This is a genomic window from Mesorhizobium humile, from assembly GCF_033977215.1.
In the GTDB taxonomy this organism is placed as follows: Bacteria; Pseudomonadota; Alphaproteobacteria; order Rhizobiales; family Rhizobiaceae; genus Mesorhizobium; species Mesorhizobium humile.
Window position 1 is genome coordinate 1 of the sequence record NZ_JAVIIV010000027.1, and the last position, 12,618, is coordinate 12,618.

Here is a 12,618-nt window from a genome sequence, read left to right on the forward strand (position 1 = left end):
CAATGTCACGGCATGGATTCTAGGGTCTGCGCGCGTCGCTTCGCTCCTTGCTCCGCCCTAGAATGACGAAGGACATCGCCGCTTCACGCACGAGAACCCTCTGTCGCCTTGGCGGCATCTCCAGAGTGCTGGCGCCGCCATATGTGGGAGAGGACGCCGGGCTCCCTGCACCAAATCTGCAAATCCTTGCGGAAAACCTCCTCCATTCCGCCGCGCGCTTTCCGCACGGGCCGGCGAAACCGGCGCCATGCGTACGCCTCGAACATCCCGCTGGTCGCTGCCGCGCCGGCTCCGCAATGAAGGCTGGTGGCTCGTCGAGCCGCAAAGGCGGCGCGTCGCGGCGGACATCCTGCTTTTCCGTCCGAGGCTGCGGCACGTGGCGGATACGCCGAGGACGGTCCGGCGATGAGGCTCTTTGCCAACCTTGCCATGGGCTCCGCCCAGCATGCGCAAATGCACGAGGCCTTTGTCGATACGTCTCCTTGTCCCGATGCAGCTCCGGACCGAAAACAATTTCGCACTTTTCCTTGGAATTGCTCTAATCCTGCCGTCACCCCAAGCTTACCCGCCGGACCTCTGATCGATGCCGCACAATATCCTTGTCGCCGACGACGACCCGCATATCCGCGAGATCATCTGCTTCGCGCTGGAAAAGGCCGGCATGAAGACGGCCGCGGTCGCCGACGGCGCCGCAGCCCTCCAGGCGGTCGAGCGCCGCGCGCCCGACCTCATCGTGCTCGACATCGGCATGCCGGAGATGGATGGGCTCGAGGTCTGCCGCAGGCTCAGGCAGAAATCCGACGTGCCGGTGCTGTTTTTATCCGCGCGCGACGAGGAGATCGACCGCATCCTCGGGCTGGAAATGGGCGGCGACGACTATGTGACCAAGCCGTTCAGCCCGCGCGAGCTGGTCGCCCGTGTCAACGTCATCCTGCGGCGCGCGCGTCCGGCGCCGGTCGAGGAAGAAGCGGAGGAGCGGGAATTCGCGCATGGCAAGCTCATGCTCGTCCCGGCAAGCCATGCAGCGAGTTTCGACGGCAAGCCGCTCACCTTGACGGCGATCGAGTTTGCCATCCTCAAAGGCTTCCTCGCCCGGCCGCAGCACGTGCTTGGCCGCGACGCGGTGATGGCCAATGCCTATGCCTCCAACATCCATGTCTCGGAACGCACCGTCGACAGCCATATCCGCAATGTGCGGGCCAAGCTGGCGGCGGTCGGCTGCGCGGATGCGATCGCGACGGTGCATGGCGTCGGTTTCCGGCTCGGCCGATGCGGTGGTTGAGCAAGGAAAGGTGGCGGCCGCGGCTCGCCACCGTCGTCATCGCCATCCTGATCGTGGTCATGGCCCTGCCGCTAGTCGGGCTGTTCTTCTTCCGGCTCTATGAGAACCAGCTGATCCGCCAGACCGAGGGCGAGCTCATCGCGCAAGGGGCGGTGGTCGCCGCCGTCTATGCAGAGCAGGTGCGCGCTGCCGGCATTCCCCAGGAAAAACTCGGGGCGCCGGTCTCGGCCGATCCGTCGAGGGACAACAACTACCCCTATGACCCGGTCGAGCCGCGCCTCGATCTTGCCTCCGACGATGTCATGCCGACGCGCCCGGCAGCACTTCCCGCCACGCCCGATACCGCCTTCGCGGCAATAGGCGCCCGGCTCGACGGCATCCTCGACGAGACGCAGAAGACGACGCTTGCCGGCTTCCGGCTGCTCGATCCGCGCGGCGTGGTGATTGCCGGCGGCGACGAGGTCGGCCAGTCGCTCGGCGAGATCGAGGAGGTGCGGACGGCGCTTTCAGGCGCCTATGCCAGCGCGCTCAGGCTGCGCATCCCCGACCAGCCGCCGCCCCCGCTTTACTCGGTCAGCCGCGGCACCAGGGTGCGCGTCTTCGTCGCCCTGCCGGTCGAGCTCGACGGCCGGGTGGCGGGCGTGGTCTATCTGTCGCGGACGCCGAACAACATCGTCAAGCATCTCTATGGCGAGCGCGGCAAGGTGACCTTGGCGGCCATCGCCATCCTCGGCGGCACGCTTTTGATCGCGCTGGTGTTCATCCGCACGGTCAGCCGGCCGATCTATGCGCTGATCGACCGCACGAAACGCATCGCCGCCGGCGACCGCGAGGCGATCAGGCCGCTCGACCATCACGGCACGCGCGAGATGGCGGCGCTGTCGACGGCCTTCCTCGACATGGCGACCAAATTGCAGGCGCGCTCCGACGGCATCCAGACCTTCGCCACCCATGTCTCGCATGAGCTGAAATCGCCGCTGACGGCGATCCAGGGCGCGGCGGAGCTGCTGCGCGATTCCGGCGGCGCGATGGACGAGGCCGAGCGGCGGCGCTTCTCCAACAACATCGTCACCGACGCCGGGCGGCTCAACCTGCTGGTGCGCCGGCTGCTCGACCTGGCGCGCGCCGAAAACCTGGAACCGAGCGGCGACAGCACGACGCTGCATGCGGCACTGGCATCGTTGCCGATCGACACCAGGCTGGAAACGCGGCTTGAAGGCGGCGGCGATATCAGGCTCGGCATCTCGGCCGAGAATCTCGGCATCGTGCTCGCCAACCTCATCGACAATTCCGCGAGGCACGGCGCCCGACAGGTGGCGATCCTTGCCTCAGCCGATGGCCAGCGCGCGTCGGTCCAGATCGGCGATGACGGCGACGGCATCTCGGCCGCCAACCGCGCCAGGATTTTCGAGCCGTTCTTCACCACGCGGCGCGAGTCCGGCGGCACCGGCATGGGGCTCGGCATCGTGCTGGCCCTCCTGAAAGCGCATGATGGCACGATCAGGCTGGTTGACTCCGAGCGCGGCACGCGCTTCGAGATCGACTTGCCGGTTGCGTGAAGACGCAACCCGCCGGATCGGAGAAAAAATGCGCTACGACATCGTCATCATCGGCGGGGCCATCGTCGGATCCTCGGTCGCCTATTACCTGCGCGAGGAAGGTTTTACCGGCTCGATCGCGCTGATCGAGCGCGATCCGCAATTCGCCCACGCGGCGACGACCCTGTCGCTCGCCTCGATCCGCCAGCAATTCTCCATTCCGGAAAACATCCGCCTGTCGCAGTTCACGCTGAAACTGTTCCGGCGGCTGAAGGAGACCTTCGGCGCCGATGCCGATATCGGCTTTCGCGAGGGCGGCTACCTCATCCTCGCCGGCGAGGCCGGCCTGCCGATCCTGAAGGCCAATCACGAGACGCAGGTCGCCGAGGGCGCCGACATCGCGTTCGAGGATCCCGGGCAGTTGGCGCACCGCTTCCCGTGGCTATCGGTCGAAGGGATTTCCGCCGGCGCCTATGGCCGCAGCGGCGAGGGCTGGTTCGATGCGCATGCGCTGCTGACGCTGTTCCGCAAAGCGCTGCGCGACAAGAAGATCGATTTCATCACGGCTTCCGCCACCGGCATTTCGCGCGACGGCAATCGCGTCACCGGCGTGTCGCTCGACAATGGCGAGACGCTGGAAGCCGGCATCGTCGTCAACGCCGCCGGGCCGAACGCCGGCAAGGTCGCGGCTTTTGCCGGGCTGGCGCTGCCGGTCGAGCCGCGCAAGCGCAACGTCTTCGTCTTCGAGGCGCGCGAGAAATATGCCGACATGCCGCTGCTGGTGGATCCAAGCGGAATCTATGTTCGGCCGGAAGGCTCGGTCTACCTTACCGGCGGCGCCGAGCCCGAAGAGGGCGATGTCGCGCCCGATCCGAAGGATTTCGAGGTCGAGTGGCCGCTGTTCGAAGAGGTGATCTGGCCGACCTTGGCCACCCGCATCCCGGCCTTCGAGGCGATCAAGCCGACGCGCGCCTGGGTCGGGCATTACGACTACAACACGCTCGACCAGAACGCGGTGATCGGGCCGCATCCGGAGGTTGGAAACTTCCTTTTCGCCAACGGTTTTTCCGGCCACGGCCTGCAGCAGGCACCGGCGGTGGGCAAATCGATCGCAGAGCTTGTCATGCATGGCGGGTATCGCACGATCGACTGTACGGCGTTCGGCTATGAAAGAGTGGCCGAGGGAAGGGCGTTCCGGGAACTGAATGTGATCTGACGCACGGCCGCGTCGACCGAAAGCGCATTGCCGAGGGCATGGCCCCGTGCGGTGTTGTCGAATATGCACCAGACCTCGCCGGCAGATGCCCTGGCTTCGGCGAGCCGCCCGCTGATATCCAGCAACCGACCGGCCTCGTAGTCGGAATAGTAGACGTGCGGCGCGCCATGGAAGCGGAAATAGGCGAGCTCGCGCCAGCCGCCTGGCATGGCGGCAGCAGGCACGGGAGCGGGGTCGGCCGCAACGCGCCCAACCTGAAAGCGGCTCAGCAAGCTTTTGGCTTCGGGTGCGAACCAACTGGGATGACGCGGTTCGCAGACCAGGCGCCGGTCGGTCTTTGCATGCAGGGCGGCGAAGAATTTTTCGACGGTTTGGGGTTCGAATTGCAGGCTGGGCGGCAATTGAACCAGGAGCACGGAAAGCTTGGAACCGAGCCCCCCGACCTGACCCAGAAATGTGTCCAGAAGATCATCGCAATCTTCCAGGCGGCGCTCATGCGTCATGGCCTTGGGGACCTTCGCGGAAAAGCGAAAATGATCCGGAACCGAGCGCGCCCAACGCTCATAGGTTTCCCGCCGATGCGACTTGTAGAACGAGGAATTGATCTCGGCGATCGAAAGTCGCGCCGCATAGCGTTCGAGCTGCGAACCGGCCGCCGGAAAAGAAGCTCTATGCGCTGCCGCTATGCTCCATCCGGCGGTTCCCACGGCGCAGCATCTGTTATCCATGCCCAGAATCTGGACAGGCGTGATTGCCGGTCAAGGGAGAGCTCGGGCCAGTTGGCCGCAGTTATCCAGCCCAACCGGCGAAAGCCGTTGCTTCCTGCCGGCCGCGTCATGCTATCCTCGGCCCCTGTCGGGCGCTCGGGGAAAACATTGCTTAAAAAGGCTGTCGAGAATTTTCGGCGCACAAGGGGAGTCCAATTGCTTTTGGGCCTCCGCCACGAGATCCTGTACCGCCAGTTCCTGGGAAGCGCCGCGTCCAAGGGCCAAGCATTCGCCAGGAGCCTGAGCGAAAAGCCAGAGCGGAATTACTGCTTCACCATAGCGTTCAACACGCCCTGGGTCATAGATGTGCTCACCAAGGCCTGGCAGGTCTTCCCGACCGGGACAAGGCTCGTGGTGATCGACAATTCGCCGAACCAAGAAGCGCGCGCTTCGATCGAGGCAATCTGCGCGCGGCGCGGGGTCGCGTATTTCGGACTGCCCAGGAATTTCGAAACGAACCCTTCCAGATCGCATGGCGTTTCCCAGACCTGGGTCTTTCACAACATCGTCAAGCATCTCAACCCCGACATGTTCGGGTTCATCGATCACGATTGCTTTCCGGTCGGGCCGATCGATTTCCCGCGGCGCATCGGGGGCAAGATCGGTTATGGCGCGGCGCTGCATGCCAGATCCAGCTACCTGTACAAGGCAGCCGAGAACGAGCCCGGCTGGTATTACTGGGCCGGCCTCTGCTTCTACAATTTCGCAACCGTCGAGCGAACGAAGCTCGATTTCAGAAATCGGCTCGACATTGGAATGGATACCGGAGGCGGCAACTGGCCGGTGCTGTATTCGAAGCATCCCATCGGGGAATTCGAAATGGCCCAAGTAAATCGCGTCGCGGTGGGCGTCGAAGGGACGATCGCCGACTACCAGTTATATGACGAAGCCCTTTTTCATGTTGGCGGCGCGTCCTACCGCTCGGGCGCGATAAGTCCAGACTATCGACGCCTGCTGTCGGACCACATCTGGAAAACCTACCTCGGCGGGATCCAGGATCGCCTGATTTCAATCTGAGCCTCGGTCGGGCTAGTTCCTCAACACAATGATTTTGAAAGATTGCAGGCTTGTCGGGCAAGGCCATCAACGTCCGTTGGGGTAGTCAGCGCAAACGCTGGCGATGAGCTGAAGGCTCCTTGCTCCGCCCGTGGATGACGACCGCGATAGGCTCTCGGCCAATCGCCAAGGCATGGTATCTGCCGACGTACACCAGCCAACCGGTCAGAACTTCTGTGTCAAGGAACTAGCCTAAATACCGCTGCAACCACCCAAGCACCCGTGCCCACTCGTCGGCATGTTCCGCCGCAGCGTCCGGAAAACCGGCAAACCCGCCATGGCAGATGGTGAGCCGCGTGCCGTCGCCGACCGGCTCAAGCAGATAGGCCACGGTCGTTTCCTTGCGGCCGAGCGCTGGATGGTTCCAGTCGTAGCGCCGCGTCTGCACGATGCGGCGCGGCATCTCGATTTCGAGGAATTTTCCGCTGGCGGGCAGACGTTGATCGGCCGTTTCCACGCTGACGTTCCAGCCGCCGCCGATGCGAAGATCGGCGGACCAGTTGGTCATGCGGTAAGTTTCGGGCGAACCCCACCAGCGCTCGACCTTAGTCGTGACCAGTGCGGCGATGACCTCGTCTGGCGGGGCGGGGAGGTCAGCCGAAGCCATGACCGTGTCCGCGTTCGCCATGGCTTGCGGTAAGGACAAGTGAAGCATCCAATCTTCCTCCACCAAGGATAGTCTCGTGCCCGAAACGAAGCTCTTAATCTTACGCAATTCCGGACGGCAGTTACGGCGAAGTCGCCGAAACCCAAACCGCTACGCCCTTTTCCTGGAATTTGCTCTCTACCCCTTTGAGGGCGGGCGCTCGAAACCCTTGCCGGTTTCAAGCAGGCTCTTCAGGCTCGCCAGCACCAGCGGCCAGCCCTTGGAGACGTTCGGGATCAACCTGTGCGGGCCGTCGGCCTCGTGGATGACGGCGAGCTTCATCAATTCGCCGTCGGGCTCGATGGTGAAGGTGCAGCGCGTATAGCCGTCCTCCTTCACCTCGGGCATCCATTCGTTGCGCCATTTGATGACCAGGCGTTTTGGCGGGTCGATCTCGAGGATCTCGCCCGAGTCGGCGACCCGCCCGTCCGGGAAGACCAGCTTCCAGCTCGAGCCGACCTTCCAGTCGCTCTCCTGATGGGAGCAGAGAAAGAACTGCCGGTTGAAGTCCGGATCGGTCAGCGCCTGCCAAAGTTTTTCAGGCGTGGTGCGGATATAGGTGACATAAACAAAGCTGTTGTCGCTCACGGCTCTTCCCTTTCAAGGCGTTGCTTCAGGTTGCTCAATGCACTGAGCCGATGGCGCTCGAACTTGCCGATCCAGCGCTCGGCGATCTCGTTGATCGGAACGGGGTTGAGGTAGTGCTCCTTCTCGCGGCCGCGGCGCATGGTGGTGACGAGGTTCGCTTCTTCCAGGATCGCCAAATGCTTGGTCACCGCCTGGCGCGTCATGTCCATGTGCTCGCAGAGCGCGTTCAGCGTCTGCCCGGTCCGGGCATGGAGACTGTCCAGCAATTGCCGGCGGGTCGGGTCGGCCAAGGCGCGAAAGACGGCATCCATGCTCATGGCCCTAATATGCAACCATTTGGTTGCATGTCAAGCGATGGCGAAAATATGCTGCCGCCTGATTACTGCTTGCCTGAGTTTTCTTGCTTGCCGGATTGTGCCTGTCTGGATGCGGCTTCGCTTTTGAGCAGCGCCTTCCCCCACTCTGTCGCTGCTTCGCAGCGCCACCTCTCCCCCCTCCGGAGGGAGAGGAAGGGAGCCAGCTGGAATCGCCTCGCACCTTTCCTCTCCCCCGTCGACCGGGGGAGAGGTGTCGAGCGAAGCTCGACGGAGTGGGGGTCGACCTGGCTCGCCGGTTCCAGGCAGGAGTCGGCTCCGATATCGGTGCGGTTCAGGTCAGCTTTTGCGGGAGAACCAGAAAGCGTCGGTCATGCGCGTCATGCCGATGCGTTCGTAGAAGCCGACGGCGTCGGGCATCGAGATCAGGCTGACGGCGACCGAAGGGCCAAGCTGTTGTTGCACCGCGTCCATCAGGCCCTTTCCGACGCCGAGCCCTTGCGCCGCTTTCGAGACGGCGAGGTCGGAAACGTAGCAGACCCAGGAAAAGTCGGTCATGCCGCGCGCGACGCCGACCAGTTGCCTGTCCGGGCGGTCGAGCCGGGCGGTCAGCACCAGATTGGCGTTGTCCAGCATGGTTAGCAGCCGGGCCTCGTCGTCGACGGGCCTTACCTTGCCGAGGCCGGATTCAACCAGCACGCGGCGGAATTCGGCGACATCGAGCGCGGGCTCGCTCGCGTAAAGGACTTTGGAAGCATCGGCCATGGACGCAGACTGCACCAGCCGGGCAGGATTTCGAAGCCGTTTTTGGAGCGCTCCAGCTCAGGTTCGCGTGCCATGCCGCCATTGCCCAAGGGCAGCGCACGAACAGTTGCCTTTCATTTGCCTCCGGCTTTGTGTAAACCGTCCCGCAAAACTCCCCGCAGCCAGAAGAAGACGGCCAAGGATCATGGACAAATTCACCAAGCTCACCGGCGTCGCCGCGCCCATGCCGATCGTCAATGTCGACACCGACATGATCATCCCGAAGGATTATCTCAAGACGATCAAGCGCACCGGGCTCGGCACCGGCCTGTTCGCCGAGATGCGCTACAACGAGGACGGTTCGGAGAACCCGGATTTCGTGCTCAACAAGCCGGCCTACCGCAAGGCGCAGATCCTGGTCGCCGGCGACAATTTCGGGTGCGGCTCGAGCCGCGAGCATGCGCCCTGGGCGCTGCTCGATTTCGGCATCCGCTGCGTGATCTCGACCTCGTTCGCCGACATCTTCTACAACAACTGCTTCAAGAACGGCATCCTGCCGATCACGGTCAGCCTGGAAGACCTCGACAAGCTGATGGACGACGCCTCGCGCGGCTCCAACGCGACGCTGTCGATCGACCTCGAAGCCAAGGAAATCCGTGGGCCGGATGGCGGCGTGGTCAATTTCGACCTCGACGACTTCAAGCGCCATTGCCTCTTGAACGGCCTCGACGATATCGGCCTGACCATGGAAAAGGCCGGCGCCATCGCGTCCTTCGAGAAGAAGAATGCCGAGCAGCGCCCCTGGGCCTGAGAGACCGTTTGGAAATTCTACTCCGGCGGCCATCTGATGGCGGTTTCTGCGCTTCCGTTGCTCACGGACCAAATGTCCGCTGCGCTACGGTTCTCGAAACCACCACCATATGACTCGCCAGAGCGAATTTCGAAACAGTCTCTGGGCGGCACGGCTTTAAATCGATAGGCCCCGGCCATCGCAGGCCGGGTTCGTGGCGGCTGAATGGAGGGACAGTCATGACACGCTCGCTTCTGGCCTCCGCCAGCGCTTCGGCGGCAATAATCCTTCTTGCCACGGTCTGCGCCAATGCGCAGACTACCACGCCGGCCACGCAGGCGGCGCCCGCCATGGCCGACCAGCCGGCGGCCGATCAAGGCGCGACCGACCAGGCCGCGTCGGATGAGGACAAGCAGGCGCCCATCCCCTTCGAAGGCGGCCAGCTCACCATCACGCAGCCGGATCAGGATGGCGAGAAGGTGCTTGCCTATGACGGCAAGCAGCTGGCCAGCAATTACGACGTCTTCTTCGACAAGATCGTCAAGATCGGCGACGTCAACGTGGCGCTGGTCGATGTCGGCGACGGCGGCAATCAATGCGGCCCGGCCAAGGTCATCGTCTGGAAGCCGAAGGACGGTGCGATCCAGACCACCACGGTCGAACAGGACGAATGCGGCGCGCCGCCGGCCGCTGTCTCCGACAGCGCCATCTATTTCGTGCCCTATCTGTTGCCGGGAGAGACGAGGCCGGCGCTGCAGTGGTCGCCCACGGAAGGGCTGACGACCTCCGGCAATCTGACCTATACGCCGGAACCGGGCACCGACTGGAAGGACGTCGATCCGTCGAAATTGGACAACATCATCGACGCCTTCCACAACGAGGCCGTCTACAAGGCCGGCCAGGCGCTGCTCGGCAACGACATGCCCGACATGGCAACCAGCCTGCTCGTCGGCGGCGGCACCGAAAAGACAGCGTCGGGCGCCTTCTATGCCACCGGCTGCGTGCCGCATGATTGCGGCGGCAATGACGGCTTCATGGCCATCGACCCGGCCAAGCAGAAAGTCTATTTCGCCCGCCGCGGCGACAATGACCAGCCGCAGGCCTGGCCGCCGCTGAAGGACTGGCCGGCTGACATCAAGAAGGCCTTTGACGACGCGCAGGGGTCGGGGAATTAAGGTTCGGCTCTGACGCTGCCATCGCGGGTTCGTCATCCACGGGCGGAGCGACGCGCAGCGGAGCGCAGACCCTGGAATCCATGCCGTGACCGTTGCCATAGAGTGGGGCGGTGCAAAATTCTGCACCGCTGGCGGTGCTTCGGCGTAACGGCATGGATTCCAGGGTCTGCGCGCGTCGCTTCGCTCCTTGCTCCGCCCTGGAATGACGAAGGGAGGGACGGTCGCCGCTAATCTCCAAGGCTGGTGCTTGCCTTCGTGACAATGCTCCGCGTTGCTTGGCCCACGACCAGACGCGCCTCTTTTGCTAGATGCAGGCCGACAAACCCAAAGCGAGGCTCCCCATGCGCAAGCTCATCTCCACAGGCTCCCCCTTCGAGAAAACCGCCGGCTATTCGCGCGCGGTGGTGCAGGGCGACTGGTGCTTCGTCTCCGGCACGACCGGCTACGACTATGCCACCATGACCATGCCCGACACGGTCGAGGCGCAGACGCGCAACTGCCTGGCCACCATCGCCAAGGCGCTGGCCGAGGGCGGCTTCGACATGGCCGACGTGGTGCGGGCGCACTACTACATCACCGACCAGGCCTATGTTGACGTGGTCTTCCCGATCCTGGGCGAAGCGTTCGGCGACATTCGTCCTGCCGCGACAATGATCGTGTGCCAGCTCAACAAGCCGGAGATGAAGATCGAGATCGAGGTCACCGCGCTCAGGCGCACGGCATAGGGGGCTTGGGGCGATGACGGTCCGGCGCATCGTGGCCAACATCGCCACCAAGGACATCGCGGCGGCGAAGCGCTTCTATCAGGACGTGCTTGGCCTCGACATCCTCATGGATCAAGGCTGGATCGCCACCTATGGCTCCGACGAACGGATGCAAGTGCAGGTGAGCTTCATGGCCGAGGGCGGCTCGGGCACGCCGGTGCCGGATATTTCGATCGAGGTCGACGATGTCGACGCGACGCTCGCGAGTATGAGGAAGGCTGGCTTCGCTGTCGAATACGGTCCGGCCGACGAGCCCTGGGGCGTGCGGCGCTTCTATGTGCGCGACCCGTTCGGCAGGCTGGTGAATATTCTGTCGCATCGGTAGGCGCCCACGGGTTCTTGCGAGATGCCGGCGGGACAGCGCCCCCCTCTGCCCTGCCGGGCATCTCCCCCTCGTGGGGGGAGATTGGCCGTTTCGGCGCCTCGCGCATTCCTGCAAGGTTCGAGATTGGCGAAAGCCGGCGTGAAGCCTGATCTCCCCCCAAAAGGGGGAGATGGCCGGCAGGCCAGAGGGGGGCGCGAAGGATCACGGCGATCGGCGGTTCGCAGCGCTCGTCCCCTTGCGCACAGCCCGCTTGGCGTTTAGCAAGGCGCCGGTTCAATTTCTCTCCCGGGACGGTTCTCCATGGCTTCGAAAAATCTCTTCCTGCTCGCCGGCGACGGCATCGGCCCAGAGGCCATGGCCGAGGTGAAGAAGCTGATTGCGGCCATGAACGACAAGCTCGGCAGCAGCTTTGCCACCGACGAGGGGCTGGTCGGCGGCTGCGCCTACGACGCGCATGGCGCGGCGATCTCCGATGCCGACATGGCAAAGGCGATGGCGGCGGATGCGGTGCTGTTCGGCGCCGTCGGCGGCCCGAAATGGGATGCCGTGCCTTATGAGGTGCGCCCCGAGGCCGGCCTGCTCAGGCTGCGCAAGGACATGGAACTGTTCGCCAACCTCAGGCCCGCGATCTGCTACCCGGCGCTGGCCGCCTCTTCCTCGCTCAAGCAGGAGGTGGTCGAAGGCCTCGACATATTGATCGTGCGCGAGCTCACCGGCGGCGTCTATTTCGGCGAGCCCAAGCAGATCATCGACCTCGGCAACGGCCAGAAGCGCGGCATCGACACCCAGGTCTACGACACGTTCGAGATCGAGCGCATTTCGGGCGTCGCCTTCGAGCTGGCGCGCACGCGCAAGAACCACGTCACCTCGATGGAAAAGCGCAACGTCATGAAGTCGGGCGTGCTGTGGAACGAGGTGGTCAGCCAGACGCACAAGGCGCGCTATTCTGACGTCAAGCTCGACCACATGCTGGCCGATGCCGGTGGCATGCAGCTGGTGCGCTGGCCGAAGCAGTTCGACGTCATCGTCACCGACAATCTGTTCGGCGACATGCTCTCCGACATTGCCGCCATGCTGACCGGCTCGATCGGCATGCTGCCGTCGGCCTCGCTCGGCGCGCCGGATCCCAAGTCCAAGAAGCGCAAGGCGCTCTACGAGCCGGTGCACGGCTCGGCGCCCGACATCGCCGGCAAGGGCATCGCCAACCCGATCGCCATGATCGCGTCCTTCGCCATGTGCCTGCGCTATTCCTTCGGCATGGTCGCCGAGGCCGACCGGCTGGAAGCGGCGATCGCGGCCGTGCTCGACGACGGCCTGCGCACCAAGGATATTTCTTCCCCGGGCATGACCGAGGTCGGCACCACCGAAATGGGCGACGCCATCATCGCCAAGTTCCTTGGCTGATCTGTCACG

14 protein-coding genes are annotated in these 12,618 nt (G+C 63.9%); 9 read left to right on the top strand and 5 right to left on the bottom strand.

Going from position 1 to position 12,618, the window contains the following annotated elements:
* Nucleotides 1-583 precede the first annotated feature (583 nt).
* From RFM52_RS28525 to RFM52_RS28535, 3 genes are read left to right on the top strand one after another with little or no spacing between them, the layout of a single operon-like run.
* Complete coding sequence (locus RFM52_RS28525) at nucleotides 584-1,282, top strand: response regulator transcription factor (protein WP_320298173.1); 699 nt, start codon at nucleotides 584-586, stop codon at nucleotides 1,280-1,282.
* 59 nt (nucleotides 1,283-1,341) lie between these two features.
* Complete coding sequence (locus RFM52_RS28530; RefSeq protein ID WP_430699297.1) at nucleotides 1,342-2,841, top strand: sensor histidine kinase; 1,500 nt, start codon at nucleotides 1,342-1,344, stop codon at nucleotides 2,839-2,841.
* 28 nt (nucleotides 2,842-2,869) lie between these two features.
* Nucleotides 2,870-4,036, top strand: a complete 1,167-nt coding sequence (locus tag RFM52_RS28535) for an NAD(P)/FAD-dependent oxidoreductase (RefSeq protein ID WP_320298171.1) — start codon at nucleotides 2,870-2,872, stop codon at nucleotides 4,034-4,036.
* On the opposite strand, the gene RFM52_RS28540 is transcribed toward RFM52_RS28535, so the two are convergent.
* The gene (locus tag RFM52_RS28540; RefSeq protein WP_320327890.1) at nucleotides 3,985-4,764 is read right to left on the bottom strand and encodes a DUF72 domain-containing protein; all 780 of its coding nucleotides are present in this window, start codon (nucleotides 4,762-4,764) and stop codon (nucleotides 3,985-3,987) included. The two genes, RFM52_RS28535 and RFM52_RS28540, sit on opposite strands and share 52 nt — an antisense overlap.
* A 51-nt stretch (nucleotides 4,765-4,815) precedes the next feature.
* Between RFM52_RS28540 and RFM52_RS28545 the strand changes: the two genes are divergently transcribed.
* Nucleotides 4,816-5,820: a hypothetical protein gene (locus RFM52_RS28545; protein WP_320298169.1), complete on the top strand. Its 1,005-nt coding sequence runs from the start codon at nucleotides 4,816-4,818 to the stop codon at nucleotides 5,818-5,820.
* Between the two features lie 226 nt (nucleotides 5,821-6,046).
* On the opposite strand, the gene RFM52_RS28550 is transcribed toward RFM52_RS28545, so the two are convergent.
* The 4 genes from RFM52_RS28550 to RFM52_RS28565 all read right to left on the bottom strand — a co-directional run bounded on the left by RFM52_RS28550 (nucleotide 6,047) and on the right by RFM52_RS28565 (nucleotide 8,172).
* The gene (locus tag RFM52_RS28550) at nucleotides 6,047-6,466 is read right to left on the bottom strand and encodes an SRPBCC family protein (protein WP_320298168.1); all 420 of its coding nucleotides are present in this window, start codon (nucleotides 6,464-6,466) and stop codon (nucleotides 6,047-6,049) included.
* 177 nt (nucleotides 6,467-6,643) lie between these two features.
* Nucleotides 6,644-7,093, bottom strand: a complete 450-nt coding sequence (locus tag RFM52_RS28555; RefSeq protein ID WP_320298167.1) for an SRPBCC family protein — start codon at nucleotides 7,091-7,093, stop codon at nucleotides 6,644-6,646.
* Nucleotides 7,090-7,410 carry an ArsR/SmtB family transcription factor gene (locus RFM52_RS28560; RefSeq protein WP_320298166.1) on the bottom strand — a complete coding sequence of 107 codons (321 nt, stop codon included), beginning with the start codon at nucleotides 7,408-7,410 and terminating at the stop codon, nucleotides 7,090-7,092. The genes RFM52_RS28555 and RFM52_RS28560 overlap by 4 nt, the downstream gene beginning before the upstream one ends.
* A gap of 336 nt (nucleotides 7,411-7,746) precedes the next feature.
* Entirely contained in the window at nucleotides 7,747-8,172 is a 426-nt protein-coding gene (locus RFM52_RS28565; RefSeq protein ID WP_320298165.1) for a GNAT family N-acetyltransferase, read from the bottom strand.
* 184 nt (nucleotides 8,173-8,356) lie between these two features.
* Between RFM52_RS28565 and leuD the strand changes: the two genes are divergently transcribed.
* The 5 genes from leuD (at nucleotide 8,357) to leuB (ending at nucleotide 12,609) form a co-directional block, all read left to right on the top strand.
* Nucleotides 8,357-8,962 (top strand): 3-isopropylmalate dehydratase small subunit, encoded by a 606-nt coding sequence (gene leuD, locus RFM52_RS28570; RefSeq protein WP_320298164.1) that lies wholly within the window; start codon nucleotides 8,357-8,359, stop codon nucleotides 8,960-8,962.
* Between the two features lie 218 nt (nucleotides 8,963-9,180).
* Nucleotides 9,181-10,116 carry an Ivy family c-type lysozyme inhibitor gene (locus RFM52_RS28575; RefSeq protein ID WP_320298163.1) on the top strand — a complete coding sequence of 312 codons (936 nt, stop codon included), beginning with the start codon at nucleotides 9,181-9,183 and terminating at the stop codon, nucleotides 10,114-10,116.
* Between the two features lie 341 nt (nucleotides 10,117-10,457).
* Nucleotides 10,458-10,841, top strand: a complete 384-nt coding sequence (locus tag RFM52_RS28580; protein ID WP_224532802.1) for a RidA family protein — start codon at nucleotides 10,458-10,460, stop codon at nucleotides 10,839-10,841.
* Between the two features lie 13 nt (nucleotides 10,842-10,854).
* Complete coding sequence (locus RFM52_RS28585) at nucleotides 10,855-11,205, top strand: VOC family protein (protein WP_320298162.1); 351 nt, start codon at nucleotides 10,855-10,857, stop codon at nucleotides 11,203-11,205.
* Nucleotides 11,206-11,505: 300 nt separating this feature from the next.
* Nucleotides 11,506-12,609 carry a 3-isopropylmalate dehydrogenase gene (gene leuB / locus RFM52_RS28590; protein ID WP_320298161.1) on the top strand — a complete coding sequence of 368 codons (1,104 nt, stop codon included), beginning with the start codon at nucleotides 11,506-11,508 and terminating at the stop codon, nucleotides 12,607-12,609.
* The last annotated feature ends 9 nt before the right edge of the window (nucleotides 12,610-12,618 follow it).

What these genes read in the sequence shown, in the direction of transcription:
- RFM52_RS28535 (WP_320298171.1), top strand. Translation starts at nt 2,870, where the DNA reads ATGCGCTACGACATCGTCATCATCGGCGGGGCCATCGTCGGATCCTCG.
- RFM52_RS28550 (WP_320298168.1), bottom strand. Translation starts at nt 6,466, where the DNA reads ATGGCTTCGGCTGACCTCCCCGCCCCGCCAGACGAGGTCATCGCCGCA.
- RFM52_RS28585 (WP_320298162.1), top strand. Translation starts at nt 10,855, where the DNA reads ATGACGGTCCGGCGCATCGTGGCCAACATCGCCACCAAGGACATCGCG.
- RFM52_RS28525 (WP_320298173.1), top strand. Translation starts at nt 584, where the DNA reads ATGCCGCACAATATCCTTGTCGCCGACGACGACCCGCATATCCGCGAG.
- RFM52_RS28540 (WP_320327890.1), bottom strand. Translation starts at nt 4,764, where the DNA reads ATGGATAACAGATGCTGCGCCGTGGGAACCGCCGGATGGAGCATAGCG.
- RFM52_RS28580 (WP_224532802.1), top strand. Translation starts at nt 10,458, where the DNA reads ATGCGCAAGCTCATCTCCACAGGCTCCCCCTTCGAGAAAACCGCCGGC.
- leuB (WP_320298161.1), top strand. Translation starts at nt 11,506, where the DNA reads ATGGCTTCGAAAAATCTCTTCCTGCTCGCCGGCGACGGCATCGGCCCA.
- RFM52_RS28565 (WP_320298165.1), bottom strand. Translation starts at nt 8,172, where the DNA reads ATGGCCGATGCTTCCAAAGTCCTTTACGCGAGCGAGCCCGCGCTCGAT.
- RFM52_RS28530 (WP_430699297.1), top strand. Translation starts at nt 1,342, where the DNA reads ATGGCCCTGCCGCTAGTCGGGCTGTTCTTCTTCCGGCTCTATGAGAAC.
- RFM52_RS28575 (WP_320298163.1), top strand. Translation starts at nt 9,181, where the DNA reads ATGACACGCTCGCTTCTGGCCTCCGCCAGCGCTTCGGCGGCAATAATC.
- leuD (WP_320298164.1), top strand. Translation starts at nt 8,357, where the DNA reads ATGGACAAATTCACCAAGCTCACCGGCGTCGCCGCGCCCATGCCGATC.
- RFM52_RS28560 (WP_320298166.1), bottom strand. Translation starts at nt 7,410, where the DNA reads ATGAGCATGGATGCCGTCTTTCGCGCCTTGGCCGACCCGACCCGCCGG.